The organism is Variovorax sp. WS11 (genome assembly GCF_010499245.1).
GTDB lineage: Bacteria > Pseudomonadota > Gammaproteobacteria > Burkholderiales > Burkholderiaceae_C > Variovorax.
In genome coordinates this window covers 2,092,151-2,114,203 of the sequence record NZ_JAAGOW010000001.1, presented here as the reverse complement: position 1 = coordinate 2,114,203, position 22,053 = coordinate 2,092,151, and the positions used below count along the sequence as shown (strand labels likewise).

At 68.0% G+C, this 22,053-nt stretch carries 17 protein-coding genes and 2 pseudogenes; 9 read left to right on the top strand and 10 right to left on the bottom strand.

Features of this window, described 5'->3' with window-relative positions:
- Positions 1 to 15: 15 nt before the first annotated feature.
- The 3 genes from GXN78_RS10470 to GXN78_RS10460 form a co-directional block, all read right to left on the bottom strand.
- A complete protein-coding gene (locus GXN78_RS10470) occupies positions 16 to 2,073 on the bottom strand; it encodes a bifunctional metallophosphatase/5'-nucleotidase (RefSeq protein ID WP_106558493.1) in 2,058 nt (685 codons plus the stop codon).
- A 168-nt stretch (positions 2,074 to 2,241) separates the two neighbouring features.
- Positions 2,242 to 5,262 (bottom strand): excinuclease ABC subunit UvrA, encoded by a 3,021-nt coding sequence (gene uvrA, locus GXN78_RS10465; protein ID WP_106558494.1) that lies wholly within the window; start codon positions 5,260 to 5,262, stop codon positions 2,242 to 2,244.
- A gap of 62 nt (positions 5,263 to 5,324) precedes the next feature.
- Positions 5,325 to 6,701 (bottom strand): chloride channel protein, encoded by a 1,377-nt coding sequence (locus tag GXN78_RS10460; RefSeq protein WP_106558495.1) that lies wholly within the window; start codon positions 6,699 to 6,701, stop codon positions 5,325 to 5,327.
- A 123-nt stretch (positions 6,702 to 6,824) separates the two neighbouring features.
- Here GXN78_RS10460 and ssb point away from each other — a divergent pair, with 123 nt between their 5' ends.
- Positions 6,825 to 7,361 carry a single-stranded DNA-binding protein gene (gene ssb, locus GXN78_RS10455; protein WP_106558496.1) on the top strand — a complete coding sequence of 179 codons (537 nt, stop codon included), beginning with the start codon at positions 6,825 to 6,827 and terminating at the stop codon, positions 7,359 to 7,361.
- An 802-nt stretch (positions 7,362 to 8,163) separates the two neighbouring features.
- Positions 8,164 to 9,013 (top strand): annotated as a pseudogene (locus GXN78_RS10445) (polysaccharide biosynthesis protein); the annotation flags it as partial.
- A gap of 22 nt (positions 9,014 to 9,035) precedes the next feature.
- Here GXN78_RS10445 and GXN78_RS10440 read toward each other — a convergent pair.
- Complete coding sequence (locus tag GXN78_RS10440; RefSeq protein WP_106558497.1) at positions 9,036 to 9,500, bottom strand: EVE domain-containing protein; 465 nt, start codon at positions 9,498 to 9,500, stop codon at positions 9,036 to 9,038.
- Between the two features lie 103 nt (positions 9,501 to 9,603).
- On the opposite strand from GXN78_RS10440, the gene GXN78_RS10435 reads away from it, so the two are divergent.
- The gene (locus GXN78_RS10435; protein ID WP_106558498.1) at positions 9,604 to 10,584 is read left to right on the top strand and encodes an LLM class flavin-dependent oxidoreductase; all 981 of its coding nucleotides are present in this window, start codon (positions 9,604 to 9,606) and stop codon (positions 10,582 to 10,584) included.
- 39 nt (positions 10,585 to 10,623) lie between these two features.
- Here GXN78_RS10435 and GXN78_RS10430 read toward each other — a convergent pair whose 3' ends face one another.
- On the bottom strand, positions 10,624 to 12,240 hold the full coding sequence (locus GXN78_RS10430) for a wax ester/triacylglycerol synthase family O-acyltransferase (RefSeq protein WP_181360604.1): 1,617 nt from the start codon (positions 12,238 to 12,240) through the stop codon (positions 10,624 to 10,626).
- Positions 12,241 to 12,427: 187 nt separating this feature from the next.
- On the opposite strand from GXN78_RS10430, the gene mnmA reads away from it, so the two are divergent.
- Positions 12,428 to 13,537 carry a tRNA 2-thiouridine(34) synthase MnmA gene (mnmA, locus tag GXN78_RS10425; RefSeq protein ID WP_106558523.1) on the top strand — a complete coding sequence of 370 codons (1,110 nt, stop codon included), beginning with the start codon at positions 12,428 to 12,430 and terminating at the stop codon, positions 13,535 to 13,537.
- Between the two features lie 29 nt (positions 13,538 to 13,566).
- On the opposite strand, the gene GXN78_RS10420 is transcribed toward mnmA, so the two are convergent.
- The 4 genes and pseudogenes from GXN78_RS10420 to GXN78_RS42170 form a co-directional block, all read right to left on the bottom strand.
- On the bottom strand, positions 13,567 to 14,052 hold the full coding sequence (locus GXN78_RS10420; RefSeq protein WP_181360605.1) for an NUDIX hydrolase: 486 nt from the start codon (positions 14,050 to 14,052) through the stop codon (positions 13,567 to 13,569).
- Positions 14,052 to 14,366 (bottom strand): DUF4019 domain-containing protein, encoded by a 315-nt coding sequence (locus GXN78_RS10415; protein ID WP_239142816.1) that lies wholly within the window; start codon positions 14,364 to 14,366, stop codon positions 14,052 to 14,054. Before GXN78_RS10415 ends, GXN78_RS10420 begins: the two co-directional genes overlap by 1 nt.
- Positions 14,367 to 14,506: 140 nt before the next feature.
- Positions 14,507 to 14,650, bottom strand: a complete 144-nt coding sequence (locus GXN78_RS42175) for a hypothetical protein (protein WP_308812423.1) — start codon at positions 14,648 to 14,650, stop codon at positions 14,507 to 14,509.
- Between the two features lie 295 nt (positions 14,651 to 14,945).
- Positions 14,946 to 15,170, bottom strand: a pseudogene (locus GXN78_RS42170) (response regulator); the annotation flags it as partial.
- A gap of 254 nt (positions 15,171 to 15,424) precedes the next feature.
- On the opposite strand from GXN78_RS42170, the gene GXN78_RS10405 reads away from it, so the two are divergent.
- The 5 genes from GXN78_RS10405 to GXN78_RS10385 all read left to right on the top strand — a co-directional run bounded on the left by GXN78_RS10405 (position 15,425) and on the right by GXN78_RS10385 (position 20,958).
- A complete protein-coding gene (locus GXN78_RS10405; RefSeq protein ID WP_106558499.1) occupies positions 15,425 to 16,540 on the top strand; it encodes a Re/Si-specific NAD(P)(+) transhydrogenase subunit alpha in 1,116 nt (371 codons plus the stop codon).
- Positions 16,541 to 16,567: 27 nt separating this feature from the next.
- Entirely contained in the window at positions 16,568 to 16,894 is a 327-nt protein-coding gene (locus tag GXN78_RS10400; protein ID WP_106558500.1) for an NAD(P) transhydrogenase subunit alpha, read from the top strand.
- Positions 16,895 to 16,896: 2 nt separating this feature from the next.
- The gene (locus GXN78_RS10395) at positions 16,897 to 18,384 is read left to right on the top strand and encodes an NAD(P)(+) transhydrogenase (Re/Si-specific) subunit beta (RefSeq protein ID WP_106558501.1); all 1,488 of its coding nucleotides are present in this window, start codon (positions 16,897 to 16,899) and stop codon (positions 18,382 to 18,384) included.
- Positions 18,385 to 18,482: 98 nt separating this feature from the next.
- Positions 18,483 to 20,162 carry a long-chain-fatty-acid--CoA ligase gene (locus GXN78_RS10390; RefSeq protein ID WP_106558502.1) on the top strand — a complete coding sequence of 560 codons (1,680 nt, stop codon included), beginning with the start codon at positions 18,483 to 18,485 and terminating at the stop codon, positions 20,160 to 20,162.
- 13 nt (positions 20,163 to 20,175) lie between these two features.
- Positions 20,176 to 20,958 (top strand): 5'-methylthioadenosine/adenosylhomocysteine nucleosidase, encoded by a 783-nt coding sequence (locus GXN78_RS10385; protein WP_106558503.1) that lies wholly within the window; start codon positions 20,176 to 20,178, stop codon positions 20,956 to 20,958.
- Here GXN78_RS10385 and corA read toward each other — a convergent pair.
- Positions 20,951 to 21,937 (bottom strand): magnesium/cobalt transporter CorA, encoded by a 987-nt coding sequence (corA, locus tag GXN78_RS10380; protein ID WP_106558504.1) that lies wholly within the window; start codon positions 21,935 to 21,937, stop codon positions 20,951 to 20,953. The genes GXN78_RS10385 and corA overlap by 8 nt on opposite strands.
- Between the last annotated feature and the right edge of the window lie 116 nt (positions 21,938 to 22,053).

Below are 22,053 nucleotides of genomic sequence, written 5' to 3'. Positions count from 1 at the left end.
GCTCGAACCGTCAGGTCAAGGCAGCTGCGTGATGCGCGGGATCGCCAGGGCCGGCAGCGCCGGGTCGTAGGCGGGCTTCGGCGCCTTGTAGCCGGCGTTGAGGTAGGCGGTGAGCGCATCGATGTCCTGCGCGCCGCCGAGCACGTTGGTGCCACCCAGCAGCACCGTGAAGCCGTCGCCGCCGGTGGCCATGAAGTTGTTGACGGTGACCCGGTAGGTCTTGGTCAGGTTCAGCACCTGGCCGTTGGCCACGAGGGTCTCCGGCGCGCCGGTCACGGCCGGCGGCGTCACGGTGACGTCGGTCGGCGTCAGCACCACGTCGAGGATCTTCGAGCAGGGCGCGGCGGCTGCGCTCCACGAATACTTCAGGCCGTTCGACACCTGCATGATGCGCTGCTGCACCTGGCCCTGGCAGCCGACGAACTGCTGCTCCAGCAGGTTCTTGATCTGCAGCGCGGTCAGCGTCATCGTCACCAGGCTGTTGCCGAAGGGCTGCACCGTGAAGGCGTTGCCGTAGGTCACGTTGTACGGGTAGCCGGCGCCGGCGATCGCGAAGCCGGGGTTGCGCACGCCGCCGGCGTTCATGAAGGCCATCACCGCGCCGCCGAGGGCGGGCGGCTGCGTGGCCTGCAGCTGGGCGTCGGCGATCAGGCTGCCGGCCGGCATCTCGCCGGCGCTGTTCGCGGAGTTGGGCAGCGGCGCGGCGATGGTGCCGATCACCGCGTTGGCCAGCGGCGACACCAGCGCGTTGTAGCCCTCGACGATGTTCTTCACGCTGGGATCGGTGGCGATCGCGTTGTTGATCGCCACGTCCGTGCGGTCCACCAGGCGGTTGGTCGGCAACACCGACAGCACCTTGTGCGATTTGGGATGGAAGCTGATGTCGATGTCGGTCAGGATCCGGCCGAAGGCGCTCGCGCTCGTGACCGGGATCAGGCGGCCCTGGCTGTTCGGCAGCCCGGTCGGGCGCGGCGTGCTGACGGCCGTGCCGTTGACGTTCTTCACGTCGACCGTGTTGGCGGAGCAGTTGTAGGCGGCGTGCGTGTGGCCGCTGATCACCAGGTCGACACCGTTGCGCAGGCGCTTGACGATGTTCGCGATGTCGGAGTCGGTGCCGTCGGCGTTCTTCAGGTTGCCGTCGCAGCCGTTGATGTCGCCCACGTTCGGGCTGGTCTGGAAGCCGCCCTGGTGCACCAGCACCACGACCGCATCGACGCCCTGCGCGCGCAGGCGCGGGATCAGCGCGTTGACCGTGTCGGCCTCGTCGCGGAACTCGAGGCCGGCGACGCCGGTCGGGGTGACGATGGCCGGCGTGCCCTTCAGCGTCATGCCGATGAAGGCCACCTTCACGCCGCGGAAGTTCTTGATGCCGTAGGCCGGCAGCAGGGTGCGGCCGGTCGCGGTCTCGAACACGTTGGCCGACAGCCACTTGAACCTGGCGCCGTCGAAGGTGCCCGGTGAATTGGAGCCCAGGCCCTTGCAGCTGTTCGGGTCGGGGACGCTGTTGGTGAGCTTGCAGCCGCCGTTCTGCAGGCGCTTCAGTTCCACCGAACCCTTGTCGAACTCGTGATTGCCGACGGCGTTGAACTCGACGCCGATCCTGTTCAGCGTCTCCACCGCGGGCTCGTCGAAGAACAGGGCCGAGATCAGCGGCGAGGCGCCGATGAAGTCGCCGGCGCCGACGACCACGTTCAGCATGTTCTGGGACTTCAGCTTGGCCACATAGGCCGCCAAGTACTCGGCGCCGCCCACCGCCGGGCGCTGCGCCGCGGGGACCACGGTGTTGATCCCGAAGGTGCCGGGCGACTGCAGGTTGCCGTGGAAGTCGTTGAAGCCGATGACCTTGACCTTGATGGGCTCGCGCGGATGGCCGTGGTGGCCGCGATCGTGGTCACGGTCGTCGTCGTCGCGATCATGGCCGTGGTCGTTGCGGTCATGATCGTCGCGGTCGTTGGCGGCGACGATGATCTTCCCCGGCTCGTCCGGACGGGCGCGGGCGATGGTGGATGTCAGGCCGATGCCGGCGGCAACGGCAGTCAGTGCGCAGCTCAGCGCCAGGCGGCGGATCGTCATGGCAAGGCCCTCCAGGTCGTTGGAATCGAATCGCGGGACAGCGAGTCCGCCCAGGCGCCGATCGCGCGAGGGACTCGGGTGCACCGCGGAACTATCGATGTACCTGGTGACGGGTCTGTGACGGCGCCGAAGCGCCGAACCGCCGACGGGGCGCGGAGCCGGCGTGCCTCAGCCGGGCAGCAGCCGCTTCAGGTAGTGCCCCGTGTAGCTCGCCTCGTTGGCCGCCAGTTCCTCCGGCGTGCCCGCGCCCACCACCGTGCCGCCGCCCGCGCCGCCTTCAGGGCCCATGTCGATCAGCCAGTCGGCGGTCTTGATGACGTCGAGGTTGTGCTCGATCACGACGATGGTGTTGCCTGCGTCGCGCAGCTGGTGCAGCACCTTCAGCAGCAGCTCGATGTCGGCGAAGTGCAGGCCGGTGGTCGGCTCGTCGAGGATGTAGAGGGTGCGGCCGGTGTCGCGTTTGCTGAGCTCCAGCGCCAGCTTGACGCGCTGCGCCTCGCCGCCCGAGAGCGTGGTCGCGGACTGGCCCAGCTTGATGTAGCTCAGGCCCACGTCCAGCAGCGTGCGCAGCTTGCGCTCGATGGTGGGCACGGCCTTCAGGAACTCGTAGGCGGCCTCCACCGTCATGTCCAGGATCTGCGCGATGTTGCGGCCCTTGTATTGGACCTCCAGCGTCTCGCGGTTGTAGCGCTGGCCCTGGCAGACCTCGCAGGGCACGTAGACGTCGGGCAGGAAGTGCATCTCGACCTTCACCACGCCGTCGCCCTGGCAGGCCTCGCAGCGGCCGCCGGCGACGTTGAAGCTGAAGCGCCCGGGGCCGTAGCCGCGCTCGCGCGCGGTGTTGGTCTCGGCCATCAGCTCGCGGATCGGGGTGAACAGGCCGGTGTAGGTGGCGGGGTTGCTGCGCGGCGTGCGGCCGATGGGCGACTGGTCGACGTTGATGACCTTGTCGAAGTACTCGATGCCCTCGACCGCCTCGTGCGCGGCCGGTTCCTCATGGGCGCGGTAGAGGGTGCGCGCAACCGCGGTGTAGAGGGTGTCGTTGACGAGCGTGGACTTGCCCGAGCCCGAGACGCCGGTCACGCAGGTGAAGAGGCCGACGGGGAAGGCCACGCTGACGTTCTTCAGGTTGTTGCCGGTGGCACCGACCACGCGAATCTCCTGCAGGTCGGTCTGCGTCGCGAGATGGGCGGCCTCGCGCGCCGCGCGTCGCTCGGCTGCCGGGCTCGTGGGGAAGCGCGAGGCCTTTTTCGGCTCGGCGGCGTCCGGCTTGGCAACCACCGGCAGCCAGGGGGTGCGGCGCTTGGGCACGGCGATTTTCCTGGCGCCCGAGAGGTACTGGCCGGTGAGCGATTCGGGGTGGCCCGCGACCTGCGCGTAGCTGCCCTGCGCCATGACGCGCCCGCCATGCACGCCGGCGCCTGGGCCCATGTCGATCACGTGGTCGGCCGCATGGATCATGTCCTCGTCGTGCTCGACCACGATCACGCTGTTGCCGATGTCGCGCAGGTGCTTGAGGGTGCCGATCAGCCGGTCGTTGTCGCGCTGGTGCAGGCCGATGCTGGGCTCGTCCAGCACGTACATCACGCCGGTGAGGCCGGAGCCGATCTGCGAGGCCAGGCGGATGCGCTGCGCCTCGCCGCCCGAGAGGGTTTCAGCGCTGCGGTCCAGGCTCAGGTAGTTCAGGCCCACGTCGTTGAGGAACTTGAGCCGCAGGCCGATCTCGCGCACCACCTTGTCGGCGATCTCGGCCTTTGCGCCCCGCAGATGCAGCTGCTGGAAGTACGCCAGGCTCTCGCGCAGCGTCGCGCGGCTGATCTCGTAGATCGCCATGCGCCGCGTGCCGCTCTCCGATTCGTCGGCCAGGAACACATGGCGCGCTTCGCGGCGCAGGCGCGTGCCGCCGCAGTCGGGGCAGGGCTGAAGATTGCGAAAGCGCGAGAGGTCCTCGCGCACCATGGCCGAATCGGTTTCGCGGTAGCGCCGCGCCATGTTCGGGATCACGCCCTCGAAGGGGTGCTTGCGCACCAGCTTCTTGCCGGCCTGCTGGCCGCTTTCCATGGTGTAGCTGAACTTGATCTCTTCTTCCGCCGAGCCGTGCAGCACCGCCTGCTGCACCGAGGCGGGCAACTCTTCGAAGGGCGTGTCGACGTTGAACTTGTAGTGCTTGGCCACGCTCTCCAGCATGCTGAAGTAGTAGCCGTTGCGCCGGTCCCAGCCCTTGATGGCGCCGCTGGCCAGGCTCAGCGATGGGAAGGCCACCACGCGCTGCGGATCGAAGAACTCGCGGTGGCCCAGGCCGTCACAGCTCGGGCAGGCGCCCACCGGCGAGTTGAAGGAAAAGAGGCGCGGCTCGAGCTCGGCCAGCGAGTAGTGGCAGATCGGGCAGGCGAACTTGGCGTTGAAGAGGTGTTCCTTCGCGCTGCCGTTCTCGTGCATCTCGAGCGCAATCGCGCGGCTCTCGGCCAGGCGCAGCGCGTTCTCGAAGCTCTCGGCCAGGCGCTGCTGCATGTCGGGACGGGCGCGCAGCCGGTCGATCACGACGTCGATGTCGTGCTTCTCGGTCTTCTTGAGCTTGGGGAGGTCGTTGTACTCGTAGGTCTGGCCGTCGACGCGGAAGCGCACGTAGCCCTGGGCCTGCATCTCGGCGAAGAGCTCGAGGAACTCGCCCTTCTTCTCGCGGGCGACGGGGGCCAGGATCATCAATCGGGGCTCGTCGGGGATGGCGAGCACTGCATCCACCATCTGGCTCACGGTCTGCGCCTGCAGCGGCAGGTCGTGGTCGGGGCAGTAGGGCGTGCCGGCGCGCGCGTAGAGCAGGCGCAGGTAGTCGTGGATCTCGGTCACCGTGCCCACGGTGGAGCGCGGGTTGTGGCTGGTTGCCTTCTGCTCGATGCTGATCGCCGGCGACAGGCCCTCGATCAAGTCGACGTCCGGCTTGTCCATCAGCTGCAGGAACTGGCGCGCATAGGCCGACAGGCTCTCGACGTAGCGGCGCTGCCCCTCGGCGTAGAGGGTGTCGAAGGCCAGGCTGGACTTGCCCGAGCCCGACAGGCCGGTGATCACCACCAGCTTGTTGCGCGGGATGTCGAGGTCGACGTTCTTGAGGTTGTGGGTGCGCGCGCCGCGGATGCTGATGCGCTGCTGGGCGAGCGCGGTGCCGAGGTAGGCGCCGCTGGCGCTATCCATGAGGGTGGAATTCACTGGACGGTCGTTTCTGGACAACCGAGCATGATAAATCCCCTGGGATTTCAGGGCACGCGGGCGGTTTCGGTGGGCGGCTGCGGGGATTCGGATGGCGCCACCACTGGCGAGGGCGAGCCGATAGCGGCCGCCACCATGTACTCAGCCAGCGACTCGTACAGCGGCCGGCTGATCATGCGCGACAGCAGGCTGGCGAGCATGGCCGAGGCCATCAGGCTCAGCACCATCGAGTGGCCGTCGACCATCTCCATCACGATGATGAAGGCCGTGAGTGGGGTCTGCGTCACCGCCGCCAGGAAGCCGGCCATGCCCAGGGCGATCAGCGCCGGGCCCAGACCGGCGCCGGTGAGCTGCGAGATGCTGTTGCCGATGCCCGCGCCGATGGTCAGCGCCGGCGCGAAGATGCCGCCCGGCACACCGCACCAGGCCGTCAGCCAGGTGGCGATGAACTTGAGCAGGGTGTGCAGCGGCGAGAGTTCCTCATGGCCCGTCAGCATGCCCTTCACGGTGTCGGAGCCGGCGCCGAAGGTGGCGCCGCCCGTGACCAGACCGATCACCGCGATCAGCAGGCCGCCCACGGCGGCAAAGCGCAGCGGCCAGCGAGCGCGAGCCTGGTTCAGCCGCCCCGGCGCACCGGTCAGCGAGGCAGCCAGCAGGCGCGAGAACAGCCCGCCCGCCACGCCGCTCGCCAGCGTGACCGCCAGCCCCGGACCCACGGCTGACCACCCCAGGTCCGGCACCCGGATGACCCCGAAGTAGCTGAGATTGCCGAACATCGAGACCGCCACCAGGCCGGCCAGCACGATGGCGGTGATGATCAGGCCGCTGGCGCGCGTTTCCAGCCGCCCATAGAGTTCCTCGATGGCGAACACCACGCCCGCGAGCGGTGCATTGAAGGCAGCCGCGATCCCGGCCGCGCCGCCCGCGACCAGCAGCGCGCGTGCATCGATGGTGGAGGCCGGCGAAAGCCAGCGCCGCGCATGCTGCATCACACCGGCAGCCACCTGCACGGAAGGCCCTTCGCGGCCGATCGACAGGCCCGCCGCCAGGCCGGCGACCGCCAGCCCGATCTTGGCGACGGTGAGCCGCAGCGACACCAGCCGGCCGCGGCGCTCGGGCGGCAGCGCCGGATGCAACGCGGCCTTGACCTGCGGAATGCCGGAGCCGGCCGCCCCGGGAAACCACCGGCGCGTGGCCCAGACGATGGCGACCGTGAGGGCTGGCGTCCACAGCAGCACGGCCCAGGGCTGCGCCTGGTGCAGCCGATGGAACAGGCCGAAGGCCCGGTCGCTCGCGAGCGTGAAGCCGACCACGAACAGGCCCGCAGCCACCGCATAGGCCAGCACGATGGCGCGATCGAGCCAGAGACGGCCGCTGGAAAGCTCGGCGCGCAGGTTCTCGAGGAAGTCGGGTTCGCGGTTCATCGGAGGCGGCCCATTCTCGCAGCAGGGTTGGCGACATCCGCCAGCAAGACGGATGCCGGCCTCGTTGCGGCACAATGTCCCGTTTTCCGTCTTCAGTCCATTCATCACCCAGGGGCAGCACATATGGCATCGGTCAACAAAGTCATCCTCGTCGGCAACCTCGGGCGCGACCCCGAAACCCGCACCTTCCCGAGCGGTGACCAGATCTGCAACGTGACCCTGGCCACCACCGACAAGTGGAAGGACAAGCAGAGCGGCGAGATGCGCGAGGCTACCGAGTGGCACCGGCTGGTGTTCAACGGCCGGCTTGCTGAGATTGCCGCGCAGTACCTGCGCAAGGGCTCGCAGATTTACGTCGAGGGCCAGATTCGCACGCGCAAGTACACCGACAAGGACGGCGTCGAGAAGTACGCCACCGACATCCGCGTCGACCAGATGCAGATGCTGGGCAGCCGCCAGGGGCAGGGCGCGCCTTCGGGCGAGGACGATGGCGGCTATGGCGGTGGTTATTCGCAGGGTGGTGGTGGCGGCGGCGGTGGCGGCTACTCGCGCCCGCCCGCCGCGGCACCGCGCGCACCCGCCGCGTCGCCGGCTCCACGCCAGGCGCCGGCCAAGTCCTCGTCAGGTTTCGACGACATGGACGACGACATCCCTTTCTGACGAGATCCTTCCAGGTCGCCTCAAAGGCGCAGGGCTTGACGGCCCTGCGCCTTTTTTGTTTTTCCCCTTCGGCCGATCGAAGCCCAGGGGTTGCGAGTCGTCGTGAAGTAGTTGCAAGCAAGCGGGCGCAGGCCTTCGCAGATCCTGATGAATTGTCGCGGCAATTGTTTCCGGCGATGACTCTTCAGCACCATACGCATCGCTGGCTACAACCCTTACCAACCCGCGATGATTCAGCTTTTCCGATGCGCATTGATCTGCACGGCCGCAGCCCTGAGTGGCTGCGCGCTCGCACCGGGTGCGAACTTTGGTGCGACTGTCGCGGGCCCGTCGGCAAGTCTCAACCAGTCCCCTGACGCCGCAGATTTGCCGCCGCCCGGGGCATTGCAAAGCATTACACCCGAACTGATCCGCCGCCAACGCGCGGGTCAGGCCACCGTGGTGGGCTCGGATGTCAAGCGGCTGTTCGGTGTTGCGCAGCCGTACCGCATCGGCAGCGGTGACATCCTGAACATCGTCGTGTGGGACCACCCCGACCTGGCCCTCGCGCCGGCAGGCTCCCTCACCACGGACGCCGTCACCGGCTCTCCCATCAGCAACGGCTACAACGTGGCCGCAGACGGCACGATCCAGTTTCCCTACGTGGGCAGCTTCAAGGTGGGTGGGCTCACCGAGACGGAAGTGCGCGACCGCCTGATTGCGCGTCTCGCCAAGTACTTCGCCGAGCCGAAGATCACCGCCCGCATCCAGTCCTATCGGGCTGGCCGGGTGTACGTCGATGGGGAGGTGCGCGCGCCCGGTCTGGCATCCGCACACCGTCTACCATGCCGCGGCCTACAAGCACGTGCCCCTGGTGGAGCACAACCCGGCCGAGGGGGTTCGCAACAACGTGTTCGGCACGCTGATCACGGCCGGGGCCGCGTCCGCGCACGGCGTGCGCGATTTCGTGCTCATCAGCACCGACAAGGCCGTGCGGCCCACCAACATCATGGGCTGCAGCAAGCGCCTGGCCGAGATGGGCCTGCAGGCCCTGGCGGAGCAGGCGGCACGGCGGCCCAACGGCACGCGCTTCTCGATGGTTCGCTTCGGCAATGTGCTGGACTCCTCGGGCTCCGTGGCGCCCCTGTTCCGCCAGCAGATTCGCAACAGCGGTCCCATCACGCTGACGCACCTCGACATCACCCGCTACTTCATGACCATTCCCGAGGCTGGTGATCCAGGCAGGAGCGATGGCGAGCGGCGGCGATGTGTTCGTGCTGGACATGGGCGAGCCGATCAGGATCGTCGATCTCGCCCGCCGCATGGTCGAGCTCTCCGGGATGACCGTGCGGGACGCCGACAACCCGGCCGGGGACATCGAGATCCGGGTGGTCGGCCTGCGCCCCGGCGAAAAGCTCTACGAAGAGCTGTTGATCGGCGACAACCCGATGCCCACCTTGCACCCGCGCATCCTGAAGGCGCGCGACGATTTCCTGCCCTGGGGCGAGCTGTCGCCGCAACTGGAGCGCTTGAAGGCCGCACTCGAGATCAACGACGCGCCTTCGATCCGGCAGCAGCTGCAGCACATGGTGCTCGGCTATCGGCCGCGCGGGGAGGTGGTGGACTGGGTCCACCTCGAGCAGCGCGCCGAGCTCGCCGTCGTCGCGGTCTGAGGCGATCGAGGGCCGCCGCCCCTCAGGCCAGCATCTTGTCCACGATCAGATGCCAGTGCACCGGATCGACCGGCGTGATCGACAGTCGATTGCCCCGGCGCAGCACCACCATGTCCGCCAGCTCGGGTGTCGCGCGCATCTCTGGCAGGCCCAGCAGCCGGGTCTTGCGCAGCGCCTGCACGTCCAGCAGTACCCAGCGCGGATGCTCGGGCTTCGATGCCGGGTCGTGGTAGGGCGACTCGGGATCGAACTGCGTCGGATCGGGCCGGGTGCCGGAGGCCACGCGCGCGATGCCCACGATCCCCGGCTGCGGGCAGCTCGAGTGGTAGAACAGCACGCCGTCTCCCACCTGCATCTGCTTGGCCATGTAGTTGCGCGCCTGCCAGCCGCGCACGCCGGTCCAGGGCACGGTGGCATCGGGCGCGGCCAGCGCGTCGTCGATCGAGCAATCGTCGGGTTCGGACTTCATCAACCAGAAATTGGACATGGCGGTATCAGCTTCGGTGGATGGCGATAGCGCGCGTTTTATCAGAACCCGGAATTCGCCTGCGCCAGCACGACCATCGCGATCAGGCCATGATGCCGCGACCATGGTGCCCTTCTCCATCCTCGACCTCTCCCCCATCACCGAAGGCAGCGACGCCGCGCAGTCCTTCCGCAATTCCCTCGGCCTCGCCCGTCATGGCGAGAAGCTGGCTTACCGGCGCTACTGGCTGGCCGAGCACCACGGCATGCCGGGCATCGCGAGCGCGGCCACGGCGGTGCTGCTGGCCCACATCGGTGCCGGCACCTCCACCATCCGCATCGGCGCCGGTGGCGTGATGCTGCCCAACCATTCGCCGCTGGTGATCGCCGAGCAGTTCGGCACGCTGGAGTCGCTCTACCCGGGGCGCATCGACCTCGGCCTCGGGCGGGCCCCGGGCTCCGACCAGCGCACTGCGCGGGCCTTGCGGCGCGACCTGCAGTCCGATGCCGACCAGTTCCCGCAGGACGTGGTCGAACTGATGGACTTCATGGCCAAGGAGCCGCAGCAGGTGGTGCGCGCGGTGCCCGGCATGGGGCTGGAGGTGCCGGTGTGGATCCTCGGCTCCAGCACCTTCGGCGCGCAGCTCGCGGCGCACCTGGGCCTGCCCTATGCCTTCGCGTCGCATTTCGCGCCGCAGCAGCTGATGCAGGCGATTCGCCTCTACCGCGACACCTTCAAGCCCTCGAAGCAGCTCGCCAAGCCCTATGTGATGCTGGGCTTCAACGTGTTCGCGGCGGAGACCGACGAGGAGGCCGAGTTCCGCTCGAGCTCCTGGCAGCAGGCCTTCGTCAACCTGCGAAGCGGCCGGCCGGGCCGGCTGCCGCCGCCGGTGGCGAACTACCGCGCGCGCATCGGGCCGGCGGAGAACGCGCTGCTCGACTCGGTGCTGTCCTGTGCGGCGGTGGGGTCGAAGGAGACGGTGCGGGCAGGGGTGAAGGCCTTCATCGAGCGGACGGGAGCGGATGAGCTGATGATCACCTCGCAGGTGTTCGATCACGAGGCGCGCTTGAAGTCCTACGAGATCCTGGCTGCGCTACGGGATTGACTCCCTCTCCCAGGAGAGAGGGAGCAAATCCGGGAGTGCTCAGTTCAGCGCAGCGGCGCGCTTGGAGGCGGTGGCCTTGTGTGGCGCCTTCGGCGTCGCGGGGCGCACCGCCTTTGCCGCGACCTTCTTCTTCGCCACCACCTTCGTTGCCGCCCGCTTCTTCGCGGGCGCCTTCGGCACGGCGGCAGCGGCCGGTGCAGCCACCGGCACGACGGCGGGCGCAGCAGCCGCAGCCTGCGCCGCGTTCCCCATGATCAACCCGAACAGCTTCTTGTGCTCGGCCACCACATGGTCCCCCAGGTCCGCCACGTCCGGCACCGCGCGCCGGCAAGCCGTGAGGCCGAACTCGAGCGCGCCGTTGTAGCTCTGCACCGTCATGTTCAGCGCGAGCCCGTGGCCCGGGATCGAGACCGGGAAGTAGGCCGCCACCTTGGCCCCCGCGAAGTAGAGCGCGAAGGACGGCCCGGGCACGTTGGAGATCGCCACGTTGGCCGCCGGCGGCAGCTTGTCCGCCAGGCCCGAGCGGCCGTAGAGCGAGGCCAGCCCGGACATCAGCGAGGGCACGCCCAGCGAGGGGAAGTCCGTCGGGATCGCTGCCTTGACGTTGCCGGTGAGCTTCTTGCCTTCGCTGGAGGACTCGTGGATGGCCGCCAGCCGCTCCAGCGGATCGGCGATGTCGGTGGCCAGGCTCACCAGCATCACCGAAACCTGGTTGTTCAAGTCCGTGTTGCCCTCGCTGCGCAGAGACACCGGCACGCCCGCGATCAGCGGCTTGGCCGGCTTGCAGCCGTAGTCGGCCAGGTAGCGCCGCAGCGCGCCGGCGCAGATGGCCAGCACGATGTCATTGAGGCTGGTGTCGGTGGCCTTGGACATCTGCTTGACCTCGGCCAGCGACACGCTGCGCGCGGCGAAGGAGCGCTGGTTGGTGATGGAGACATTGAGCGGCGTCCGCGGCGCGGTCCGCAGCGCCTTGGGCAGCTCGAAGGCGCGCTGCCCCGTGCTTTCGGACACCGGCATCAGCACGTTCGTGATGGCCTTGGCCGTGGCCGGGATCGACTGGATCAGCTTCACGTACTGCTGCACCGCGTTGCTCAGCGCGGCCGTGGCCAGCTCGGCCATGCCCAGCTGCGATGAATCGGGCCGGCGCGTCACCCGCGGGGCTTTCACCGGTGCCGGCGTCTCCGAGATGTCGAACAGCGCCTTGGCCACCGCGACTCCGGCCTGGCCGTCGATCGCGGCGTGGTGCATCTTGCTGTAGAGCGCCACCTGGCCGGTCTGCAGGCCCTCGATGATGTGCATCTCCCACAGCGGGCGGCTGCGGTCCAGCAGCGAGGAATGCAGTCGCCCGACCAGGCGCTCGAGCTGCGCCAGGGTGCCGGGCCGCGGCATGATCACGTGGTGGATGTGGTGGTCCAGGTCCAGGTCGTCGTCGTCCACCCACACCGGGTTGGCGAGGTCGAAGGGCATCATCGCCAGCTTGCGCACGAACACCGAGGCCAGGTGCAGGCGCCCGCTCAGGTACTTCTTGGCGTCTTCGGCGAAGTCGCCCTCGTAGCCGGGCGGCAGGTCGATCAGCTGAAGGCTGCCCACGTGCATCGGCGACTCGGGGGTTTCGAGGTGCAGGAACGAGGCGTCCATGCCGCTGAGGTGATCCATGCGTGTCTCCTGGGTGGCGCTTTCCGCGCGCGCCCGCGTTGTTGTGCTTCCGGTCGGCGTTGCAGTGTGAACCTCGGCGCTGCTTCTTTCAACTCGATGAAGACCCGCAGGCGACGCGCGTCGCTCCACGCTCCGTGATTACCCGGACACGGGCACCGGCATGACCGGCCTGGGACAATCGCCGCCCATGGAAAAGCAGCGCATCGTGGTGGGCCTGAGCGGCGGGGTGGACTCCGCGGTCACGGCGCACCTGCTCAAGCAGCAGGGCCACGAGGTGGTCGGTATCTTCATGAAGAACTGGGAAGACGACGACGACAGCGAGTACTGCTCGTCGAACATCGACTTCGTCGACGCTGCCAGCGTGGCCGACGTGCTGGGCATCGAGATCGAGCATGTCAACTTCGCGGCCGACTACAAGGACCGCGTCTTCGCCGAATTCCTGCGCGAGTACCAGGCCGGCCGCACGCCCAACCCCGACGTGCTGTGCAATGCCGAGATCAAGTTCAAGGCCTTCCTCGACCACGCGATGCGCCTGGGTGCCGAGAAGATCGCCACTGGCCACTACGCCCGCGTGCGCTTCAACGCCGCGAGCGGGCGCCACGAGCTGCTCAAGGGGCTCGACCCCGCCAAGGACCAGAGCTACTTCCTGCACCGCCTGAACCAGCAGCAGCTGGCGAATACGATGTTCCCCGTGGGCGAGCTGCACAAGACCGAGGTGCGCCGCATCGCCGACGAGATCGGGCTGCCCAACGCGAAGAAGAAGGATTCGACCGGCATCTGCTTCATCGGCGAGCGGCCCTTCCGCGAGTTCCTCAACCGCTACATCTCGAAGGAGCCGGGCCCGATCCGCGACGAGCGCGGCCGGCGCATCGGCGAGCACCAGGGCCTGAGCTTCTACACCCTGGGCCAGCGCCAGGGCCTTGGCATCGGCGGCCTGAAGTCCAAGGGCGCGCAACGCGGCGCCGGCGACCATGCGCCCTGGTTCGTCGCGCGCAAGGACATCGAGAGCAACACGCTCTGGGTGGTGCAGGGCCACGACCATCCCTGGCTGCTGTCGCCGGCGCTGGAGGCCGACGATGCCAGCTGGGTAGCGGGCGAGGCACCCGACGCCGGCGCCTATGCGGCGAAGTCGCGCTACCGCCAGGCCGATGCCGGCTGCGTGCTGGGCGAGGGCGCCAACGGCGCGTTCCGGCTGGCCTTCGCCGAGCCCCAGTGGGCGGTGACGCCGGGGCAGTCGGCGGTGCTTTACGACGGCGAGGTCTGCCTGGGCGGCGGGGTCATCTCGCGGGCCGGCTGAGCCTGACCTTCGGAACGGCCGGGCGAGGCTCAGGCCTCGTCCTCGCCGGCCACCGAGGCATGCACGTGGATGAGGTCCAGCGGGTGGCGATGGCCCGCAAGATAGTCATCCACGCACTGCAGCAGCAGCGGGCTGCGATGCCGTTCGCGGCTCGCGCGCAACTCGTCGGCCGTCATCCACAAGGTGCGCACGATGCCGTGGTCCAGCGCACGGCCCGGCTCCAGAGCACCCAGCGTGCCGCAGAAGGCGAAGCGCATGTAGGTGGTGTCCTCGCCCCGCGCGCCGCGCTGGCGCGCCATGTAGATGCCCACCAGCGCGGTTGGCGTGAAGCGGTGCGCGGTTTCTTCCAGCGTCTCGCGCGCACAGCCTTCGGCTGGCGACTCGCCCGGGTCCAGATGGCCGGCGGGCGAGTTCAGCCGCAGGCCGTCGCTCGTCTCTTCCTCGACCACCAGGAAGCGGCCGGCCTGCTCGATCACCGCGGCGACGGTGACGTTGGGCTTCCACCGATGCGCCATCAGCGCAGTACGTAGCCCGAGAAGCGCCAGACCCGGTCGTCGCCCAACTGGAAGGTCACCAGCTCGCGCACGGTGGCGTTGGCCTTGTTGGCGAAGCGGGTCTCGTATTCGACGCTGACGTACTGGCCGGCCAGATCCTGGTTGCCCTCGCCGACCACCTGCCGGTTGATCGCGACCCAGGTGCGCTGCTGCGCGGCACCCAGCGGCGCGCGCGCCTTGGTGACCTGATTCACGAAGTCGTCGCGGCCCACGCGCTTGCGGGCGGCCGGCGTGGCGCCGTCCCAGAGCTCGCCGGTCTTGTTCTGGTCGATCATCTGGATCGCCTGCAGCCCGCCGCGCACCATGTCGCTCGGCTCGACGTCCTGCGCGAATGCGAACTGCAGCCAGCTGCCCAGCAGCGCGGTTGCCAGCAGGCTTCGAATCATCTTCTTCATCGTTTCCACTCCTTGGTTGATCATTCTGCTGCGCCTGCCAGGGCACAGGGCAAGCCGGCGACCTCGTCGGGGAGAACCTCCAGCCGGTAGCCCATGCCGTACACCGAGGCCAGCACCATGCCATTCTCGGGGCGCAGCGCCAGCCGGACGCGCAGCCGAGACACATGCGTATCGAGCGAACGTGAACCGGTACCCAGTTCCTGGCCCCAGATGGCCGTGCTCGCGCGACAGCAGCCGGCCGATGTTGCGGAACAGGAGGAGTGCCAGCTCGTACTCGCGCTGCTTCAGCCGCACCGGTTCTCCGTGCAGGCGTACCGTTCTGGTGAGCGGGCAAAAGTGATAAGGGCCGTAGGCCAGCTCTCTTTCGAAGCGGGTCGGGTAGGCCCGGCGCAGCAGGGCCTGCACGCGCGCCTGGAGCTCGGCGCTGCCAAGGGGCTTCACCATGAAGTCGTCCGCGCCGGCCAGCAGCGCCGTGGCCATTCGGGTCTTGTCTTCCGGGGCGGCCGTGAGGAGCAGCGGGAGCCGGTTGCCGAAGCTCTCGCGCAGCTTCCGGATGACCTCGATCCCGTCGACATCCGGCGGTCGCCAATCGAGGACCAGCAGGTCGAAGACCTCGTCGCGGAGTCCGCGCAGCAAGGACTTGCCGTCGGCAAAGCCGTGGCACTCGTGGCCGATCACCGCCATCACGCGCTGAATCGACTCGATCTCACGCGGCTCGTCGTCGAGCATCGCTATTCGCATGGCAACCCCCTGAAGATTTTTTGCTTCTTGGTCCACGCCGCCGGCCATCTGGGCGCCGGTCGTGCGCGGAGTGCGAATGTACAGGAAGTGGATGTGGGTGGGGAAGGGGGCTGGTGCGGGACAGCGCGAACGGCCTGCTGTTGTCATCTTCATGTAAGCTCGGCGCGAATTCCAACGCTGCCCCGAGGAGAAACCCCATGCTGATAGGCGTGCCGGCCGAAACCGTGCCCGGCGAAACCCGAGTGGCCGTCACACCCGAGACGGCCAAGAAGCTTGTCGCGCAGGGGCACACCGTGCGCGTGCAATCCGGCGCCGGCATCACTGCCGCCATCACCGACGCCGCCCTCCAGGCGGCCGGTGCCGAGATCACCGATGCCGCGGGCGCCTTCGCCTGCGAGCTCGTGCTCAAGGTGCGCTCGCCCTCCGATGGCGAGGCCGCGCTCATGAAGCCCGGCACCGCGGTGGTGGGCATGCTCAACCCCTTCGATGCCGAGGGCCTGCAGAGGCTCGCGGCCGCGGGCCTCACCTCCTTTGCCCTGGAGGCCGCCCCGCGCACCACCCGCGCCCAGAGCATGGACGTCTTGTCCTCCCAGGCCAACATCGCCGGCTACAAGGCCGTCATGATCGCCGCGGACAAGTACCAGCGCTTCTTCCCCATGCTGATGACCGCCGCGGGCACCGTCAAGGCCGCCCGCGTGGTGATCCTGGGCGTCGGCGTGGCCGGCCTGCAGGCCATCGCCACCGCCAAGCGCCTGGGTGCCGTCATCGAAGCCTCGGACGTGCGTCCCTCCGTCAAGGAGCAGGTCGAATCATTGGGCGCCAAGTTCATCGACGTGCCCTACGAGACCCAGGAAGAGAAGGAAGCCGCCGAAGGCGTCGGCGGCTATGCGCGCCCCATGCCACAGAGCTGGATGGACCGCCAGAAAGTCGAAGTGGCCAAGCGCGTGGCCGCCGCCGACATCGTGGTCACCACCGCGCTCATTCCCGGCCGCGCCGCGCCGGTGCTGGTCACCGAGGAAATGGTGCGGGCCATGAAGCCCGGTTCGGTGATCGTCGACATGGCCGCCCCGCAAGGCGGCAACTGCCCGCTGACCGAGGCCGGCCGCACCGTCATCAAACACGGCGTCACGCTCGTGGGCGAGACCAACCTGCCCGCCCTGGTGGCCGCCGACGCTTCCTCGCTCTATGCACGCAACGTGCTCGACTTCCTGAAGCTCGTGCTCCCCAAGGAGGGCGGCTTCAAGATCGATCTCGAGGATGACATCGTCGCCGCCTGCCGCATGACGCAGGACGGCCAGGTCACGAAGAAGTAAGCCAGCAAGCAAGCGAGGAGAAGCCCCATGGATCCCGTGTCCCACACCGTCATCAACCTCATCATCTTCGTGCTGGCCATCTACGTGGGCTACCACGTGGTCTGGACCGTCACGCCCGCGCTGCACACGCCCCTGATGGCGGTGACCAACGCCATCTCGGCCATCGTCATTGTGGGCGCCATGCTGGCGGCCGCGCTTACCACCAGCTGGCTGGGGAAAGGCATGGGCGTGCTGGCCGTGGCCTTGGCCGCGGTCAACGTCTTCGGCGGCTTCCTGGTCACCCGGCGCATGCTGGAGATGTTCAGGAAGAAGGACAAGAAGGCGGCGGCGCCCGCCAAGGCGGAGGGCCACTGACCATGTCGATGAATGTCGTCACTCTGCTGTACCTGGTCGCCAGCATCTGCTTCATCCAGTCCCTCAAGGGCCTGAGCCATCCCACCACCTCCATCCGCGGCAACCTCTTCGGCATGGTCGGCATGGCCATTGCCATCCTGACCACCGCCGCGCTGATCGTGCAACTCTCCGGCGGCAAGGCCCAGGGCATGGCCTGGGTGCTGCTGGGCTTGGTGGTGGGCGGTGGCTACGGCGCCTACCGGGCCAAGACGGTCGAGATGACCCAGATGCCCGAGCTGGTGGCCTTCTTCCACAGCATGATCGGCCTGGCGGCGGTCTTCATCGCGGTCGCCGCGGTGGTCGAGCCCTGGGCCTTCGGCATCACGCCGCCTCCGGTGGCAGCGGAGATCGGCGCCAACACGCCCGAGGGCGCGTACGTGGTCGACGGCCTGGCGCGCTTCGCGATTCCCGCGGGCAACCGGCTGGAGCTGTTCCTGGGCGCGGCCATCGGCGCGATCACCTTCAGCGGCTCGGTCATCGCCTTCGGCAAGCTCTCGGGCAAGTACAAGTTCCGCCTGTTCCAGGGCGCGCCGGTGCAGTTCAAGGGCCAGCACATGATCAACCTGGTGCTGGGGCTGCTGACCATCGGCCTGGGACTGGTGTACATGGCCACCGAGAGCTGGACGGCCTTCTTCCTGATGCTGCTGCTGGCCTTCGTGATGGGCGTGCTGATCATCATCCCGATCGGCGGGGCCGACATGCCGGTGGTGGTGTCGATGCTCAACAGCTATTCGGGCTGGGCGGCCGCGGGCATCGGCTTCAGCCTGAACAACGCGATGCTGATCGTGGCCGGTTCGCTGGTGGGCTCCTCGGGTGCGATCCTGAGCTACATCATGTGCAAGGCCATGAACCGGTCCTTCTTCAACGTGATCCTGGGCGGCTTCGGCGGCGAGACGGCCGCGGCCACGGGCGGGTCGAAGGAGCAGCGGCCGGTCAAGAGCGGCAGCGCGGACGACGCGGCCTACATGCTGAGCAATGCCGACACCGTGATCATCGTGCCCGGCTACGGCCTGGCGGTGGCGCGTGCCCAGCACGCGGTCAACGAGCTGGCCGAGAAGCTCACCCACAAGGGGGTGACGGTGAAGTACGCGATCCACCCGGTGGCCGGGCGCATGCCCGGGCACATGAACGTGCTCCTGGCCGAGGCCGAGGTGCCCTACGACCAGGTCTTCGAGATGGAAGACATCAACGGCGAGTTCGCGCAGGCCGACGTGGCGATCATCCTGGGGGCCAACGACGTGGTGAACCCGGCCGCGCTCACCAAGGGCACGCCGATCTACGGCATGCCGATCCTGGAAGCCTACAAGGCCAAGACGGTGATCGTGAACAAGCGCTCGATGGCTGCGGGTTATGCCGGGCTGGACAACGAGCTGTTCTACATGGACAAGACCATGATGGTCTTCGGCGACGCCAAGAAGGTGGTCGAGGACATGGGCAAGGCGATCGAGTAAAAAGAAAGAGGAGCGCCAAGCGCCCGCCGCCCGGTGCCATCGAGGCCGGGCGGCGTTTTCGTGAGCAGAAACCAGAATTCGTTCGAGGAGACAGATCCATGACAGACCGCCCCTGGCTCAGCAGCTACCCGCAAGGCGTGCCGGCCGACATCGATGCTTCGCGCTATGCCTCGCTGGTCCAACTCATGGAGGAGAGTTTCTCCAGGTTCGCCGACCGCACCGCCTACAGCTTCATGGGCAAGGACCTGGGCTACGCCGAGGTCGACAAGCTGAGCCGCGCCTTCGCCGGCTACCTGCAGGGCCTGGGCCTGGCCAAGGGCGACCGCGTGGCGGTCATGATGCCCAACTGCCTGCAGTACCCGATCGCGGTCTGCGGCATCCTGCGCGCCGGGCTGATCCTGGTGAACGTGAATCCGCTGTACACGCCGCGCGAGCTGGAGCACCAGCTCAAGGATTCGGGCTCCAAGGCCATCGTGATCATGGAGAATTTCGGCAACACGCTGCAGCAGTGCATCGCGGCCACGCCGGTCAAGCATGTGGTGCTGAGCGGCATGGGCGACCGCCTCGGCCTGTTGAAGGGCGCGCTGGTCAACTACGTGGTGCGCAACGTCAAGAAGATGGTGCCCGAGTACAGCCTGCCCGGCGCCGTGCGCTTCAACGATGCGCTGGACAAGGGGGCGGGGCGCAAGCTGCAGCCGGCGCCCATCGGGCCCGACGACGTCGCGGTGCTGCAGTACACAGGCGGCACCACCGGCGTCTCCAAGGGCGCGGTGCTGCTGCATCGCAACGTGATCGCCAACGTGCTGCAGTCCGAGGCCTGGAACGACCCCGTCATGCAGAAGGTGCCGGCCGGCGAGCAGCCCACCAGCGTGTGCGCGCTACCGCTCTATCACATCTTCGCCTTCACCGTGAACATGATGCTGTCCATGCGCACCGGCGGCAAGCTGATCCTGATCCCCAATCCGCGCGACATCCCAGCCGTGCTGAAGGAGCTGTCGAAGCACACCTTCCACAGCTTCCCGGCGGTCAATACGCTCTTCAACGGGCTGGCCAACCACCCGGACTTCAACACCGTCAACTGGAAGAACCTCAAGGTCTCCGTCGGCGGCGGCATGGCGGTGCAGGGCGCGGTCGCCAAGCTCTGGCTCGACAAGACCGGCTGCCCGATCTGCGAGGGCTACGGCCTGTCGGAGACCTCGCCCTCGGCCACCTGCAACCCGACCACGAGCACCGCCTACACCGGCACCATCGGCGTGCCGCTGCCCAGCACCTACCTGAAGCTGCTGGACGACGACGGGCGCGAGGTGCCGGCCGGCCAGCCGGGCGAGATCGCGATCAAGGGCCCGCAGGTGATGGCCGGCTACTGGCAGCGTCCCGACGAGACCGCCAAGGTCATGACGGCCGACGGCTACTTCAAGTCCGGCGACGTGGGCATCGTCGACGAGCGGGGCTACTTCAAGATCGTCGACCGCAAGAAGGACATGATCCTGGTCTCGGGCTTCAACGTGTACCCGAACGAGATCGAGGAGGTGGTGGCGCAGGTGCCGGGCGTGCTCGAATGCGCGGCCGTCGGCATCGCCGACGACAAGACCGGCGAGGCGGTCAAGCTGGTGATCGTCAAGAAGACCCCGGATCTCACCGATGCCCAGGTGCGCGAGTTCTGCCGCGCCAACCTCACCGGCTACAAGCAGCCCAGGGTGATCGAGTTCCGCACCGAGCTGCCGAAGACACCGGTGGGCAAGATCCTGCGTCGCGAACTGCGCGACAGCAAGAAGTAGGGGGGCATCTGCCGTGGCGGCGCCGGTCGCGATCGTGGCTGCCATGCAGGAAGAGCTGGGCGCGCTGCTCGCCGCGATGCCCGACGAGCGGCGCGTGCGTGTCGCCGGCCGCGATTTCTGGGTCGGGCACCTGCAGGGCCAGACCGTGGTGGCGGTGCTGTCGCGCATCGGGAAGGTCGCGGCGGCCACCACCGCCACCGTGCTGCTGGAGCGCTTCGGCGTGCGCGCCATCGTCTTCACCGGCGTGGCCGGCGGGCTGGCGCCCGGGGTGCGGGTGGGCGATGTGGTGGTGGCGAGCCGGCTGCTGCAGCACGACCTGGATGCCTCGCCGATCTTTCCCCGTTACGAGGTGCCCCTGACCGGGCACGCGCGCTTCGCGACCGACACCGCCATCAGCGATGCGCTGGCGGCCGTGGCCGAAGGGCTGCTGCGCGATCCGATTGCCTTGCTGGGTCAGCAGGTGGTCGACGACTTCGGGCTGCATGCGCCGCGCCTGCACCGCGGCCTGGTAGTCAGCGGCGATCGCTTCATCGCCCGGGCGGTCGACAGCGAGACGCTGCGCCACGAGCTGCCCGATGCGCTCGCCTGCGAGATGGAAGGGGCCGCGGTGGCGCAGGTCTGCCACGACTTCCGCGTGCCCTTCGCTGCGGTGCGCACGATCTCGGACCGCGCAGACGACCAGGCCCATACCGATTTCATGCGCTTCGTCTCCGCGGTGGCGAGCCGCTACAGCCTGGCGCTGATGAACGGCTGGCTGGCCGGGCTGCCCGGCGCGCAGGTGGACGAGGCTACTTGAGCCAGCCGCGCCGCCGGAAGTACCACATCGGCACCAGCGCGCTGGCGATCATCAGCACGATCGCGTAGGCGTAGCCGTAGCCCCATTCCAGCTCCGGCATGAGCTTGAAGTTCATGCCGTAGACGCTCGCGATCAGCGTGGGCGGCAGCAGCGCCACGCTGGCCACCGAGAAGATCTTGATGGTCTTGTTCTGGTTGATGTTGATGAAGCCCACGGTGGCGTCCATCAGGAAGTTGATCTTGTCGAACAGGAAGGCCGTGTGGTTGTCCAGCGACTCGATGTCGCGCAGGATCTGCCGCGCCTCCTCGAACTGGTCGGCGTTGAGCATGCGGCTGCGCATCATGAAGCTCACCGCGCGGCGCGTGTCCATCACGTTGCGGCGGATGCGCCCGTTCAGGTCTTCCTGGCGGGCGATGGCGGCCAGCACCTCGCCGGCCAGCTCGTCGCTCACGTTGCCTTCCAGCACCTTCTTGCCCGCGACTTCCAGCTCGTCGTAGATGTTCTCCAGCGAGTCGGCCGAGTATTCGGCGTCGGCGTCGAAGAGCTTCAGCAGCACTTCCTTGGCGTCCTCGATCAGCCCCGGCGCGCGGCGTGCACGCATGCGCAGCAGGCGGAACACCGGCACGTCCTCGTCGTGGATCGAGAAGAGCACGCCGCGGCTGCGCAGCTCGGTGTTGTGCTGGTTGAGGATGAAGGCCACGCGCACCGAGCGCGGGTTCTCGTCGTCGTCGATCAGGAAGTCGCTGCGCACATGCAGCTCGCCGTTGTCTTCCTCGTAGAAGCGCGCCGACTCCTCGATGTCCTCGTCCATCGCATCCTCGGGGATGGACAGGCCGTAGTACTGCTTGATCCAGCGCTTTTCTTCCAGCGTGGGCGATTCGAGGTCGACCCAGATCGGCTGGAATTGCGACAGTTCCTCGAGCGCCTCGATTTCTTCCTGGACGAGGCGCCCGTTGGCGAGCGTGAAGATGTTGAGCATGGCTCACTCCCGGGTGGTGCTTGTGGCGGTGGGCGAGGGGTGGGGGCGCTTTCAAATCCCCGGCCAACGACGCGCGTCACAGGGGAGTTGAAAGCTGCCGAGGCGGAACGGTTTCC

Bases quoted from the DNA above. Each gene is read 5' to 3' on its own strand.
- ssb (WP_106558496.1), top strand. From the start codon at position 6,825: ATGGCATCGGTCAACAAAGTCATCCTCGTCGGCAACCTCGGGCGCGAC.
- GXN78_RS10440 (WP_106558497.1), bottom strand. From the start codon at position 9,500: ATGTCCAATTTCTGGTTGATGAAGTCCGAACCCGACGATTGCTCGATC.
- GXN78_RS10405 (WP_106558499.1), top strand. From the start codon at position 15,425: ATGCTGATAGGCGTGCCGGCCGAAACCGTGCCCGGCGAAACCCGAGTG.
- GXN78_RS10470 (WP_106558493.1), bottom strand. From the start codon at position 2,073: ATGACGATCCGCCGCCTGGCGCTGAGCTGCGCACTGACTGCCGTTGCC.
- GXN78_RS10415 (WP_239142816.1), bottom strand. From the start codon at position 14,366: ATGATCGACCAGAACAAGACCGGCGAGCTCTGGGACGGCGCCACGCCG.
- GXN78_RS10430 (WP_181360604.1), bottom strand. From the start codon at position 12,240: ATGGATCACCTCAGCGGCATGGACGCCTCGTTCCTGCACCTCGAAACC.
- uvrA (WP_106558494.1), bottom strand. From the start codon at position 5,262: ATGGATAGCGCCAGCGGCGCCTACCTCGGCACCGCGCTCGCCCAGCAG.
- GXN78_RS10420 (WP_181360605.1), bottom strand. From the start codon at position 14,052: ATGGCGCATCGGTGGAAGCCCAACGTCACCGTCGCCGCGGTGATCGAG.
- GXN78_RS10460 (WP_106558495.1), bottom strand. From the start codon at position 6,701: ATGAACCGCGAACCCGACTTCCTCGAGAACCTGCGCGCCGAGCTTTCC.
- GXN78_RS10395 (WP_106558501.1), top strand. From the start codon at position 16,897: ATGTCGATGAATGTCGTCACTCTGCTGTACCTGGTCGCCAGCATCTGC.
- GXN78_RS10435 (WP_106558498.1), top strand. From the start codon at position 9,604: ATGGTGCCCTTCTCCATCCTCGACCTCTCCCCCATCACCGAAGGCAGC.
- GXN78_RS10390 (WP_106558502.1), top strand. From the start codon at position 18,483: ATGACAGACCGCCCCTGGCTCAGCAGCTACCCGCAAGGCGTGCCGGCC.
- GXN78_RS10400 (WP_106558500.1), top strand. From the start codon at position 16,568: ATGGATCCCGTGTCCCACACCGTCATCAACCTCATCATCTTCGTGCTG.
- corA (WP_106558504.1), bottom strand. From the start codon at position 21,937: ATGCTCAACATCTTCACGCTCGCCAACGGGCGCCTCGTCCAGGAAGAA.
- mnmA (WP_106558523.1), top strand. From the start codon at position 12,428: ATGGAAAAGCAGCGCATCGTGGTGGGCCTGAGCGGCGGGGTGGACTCC.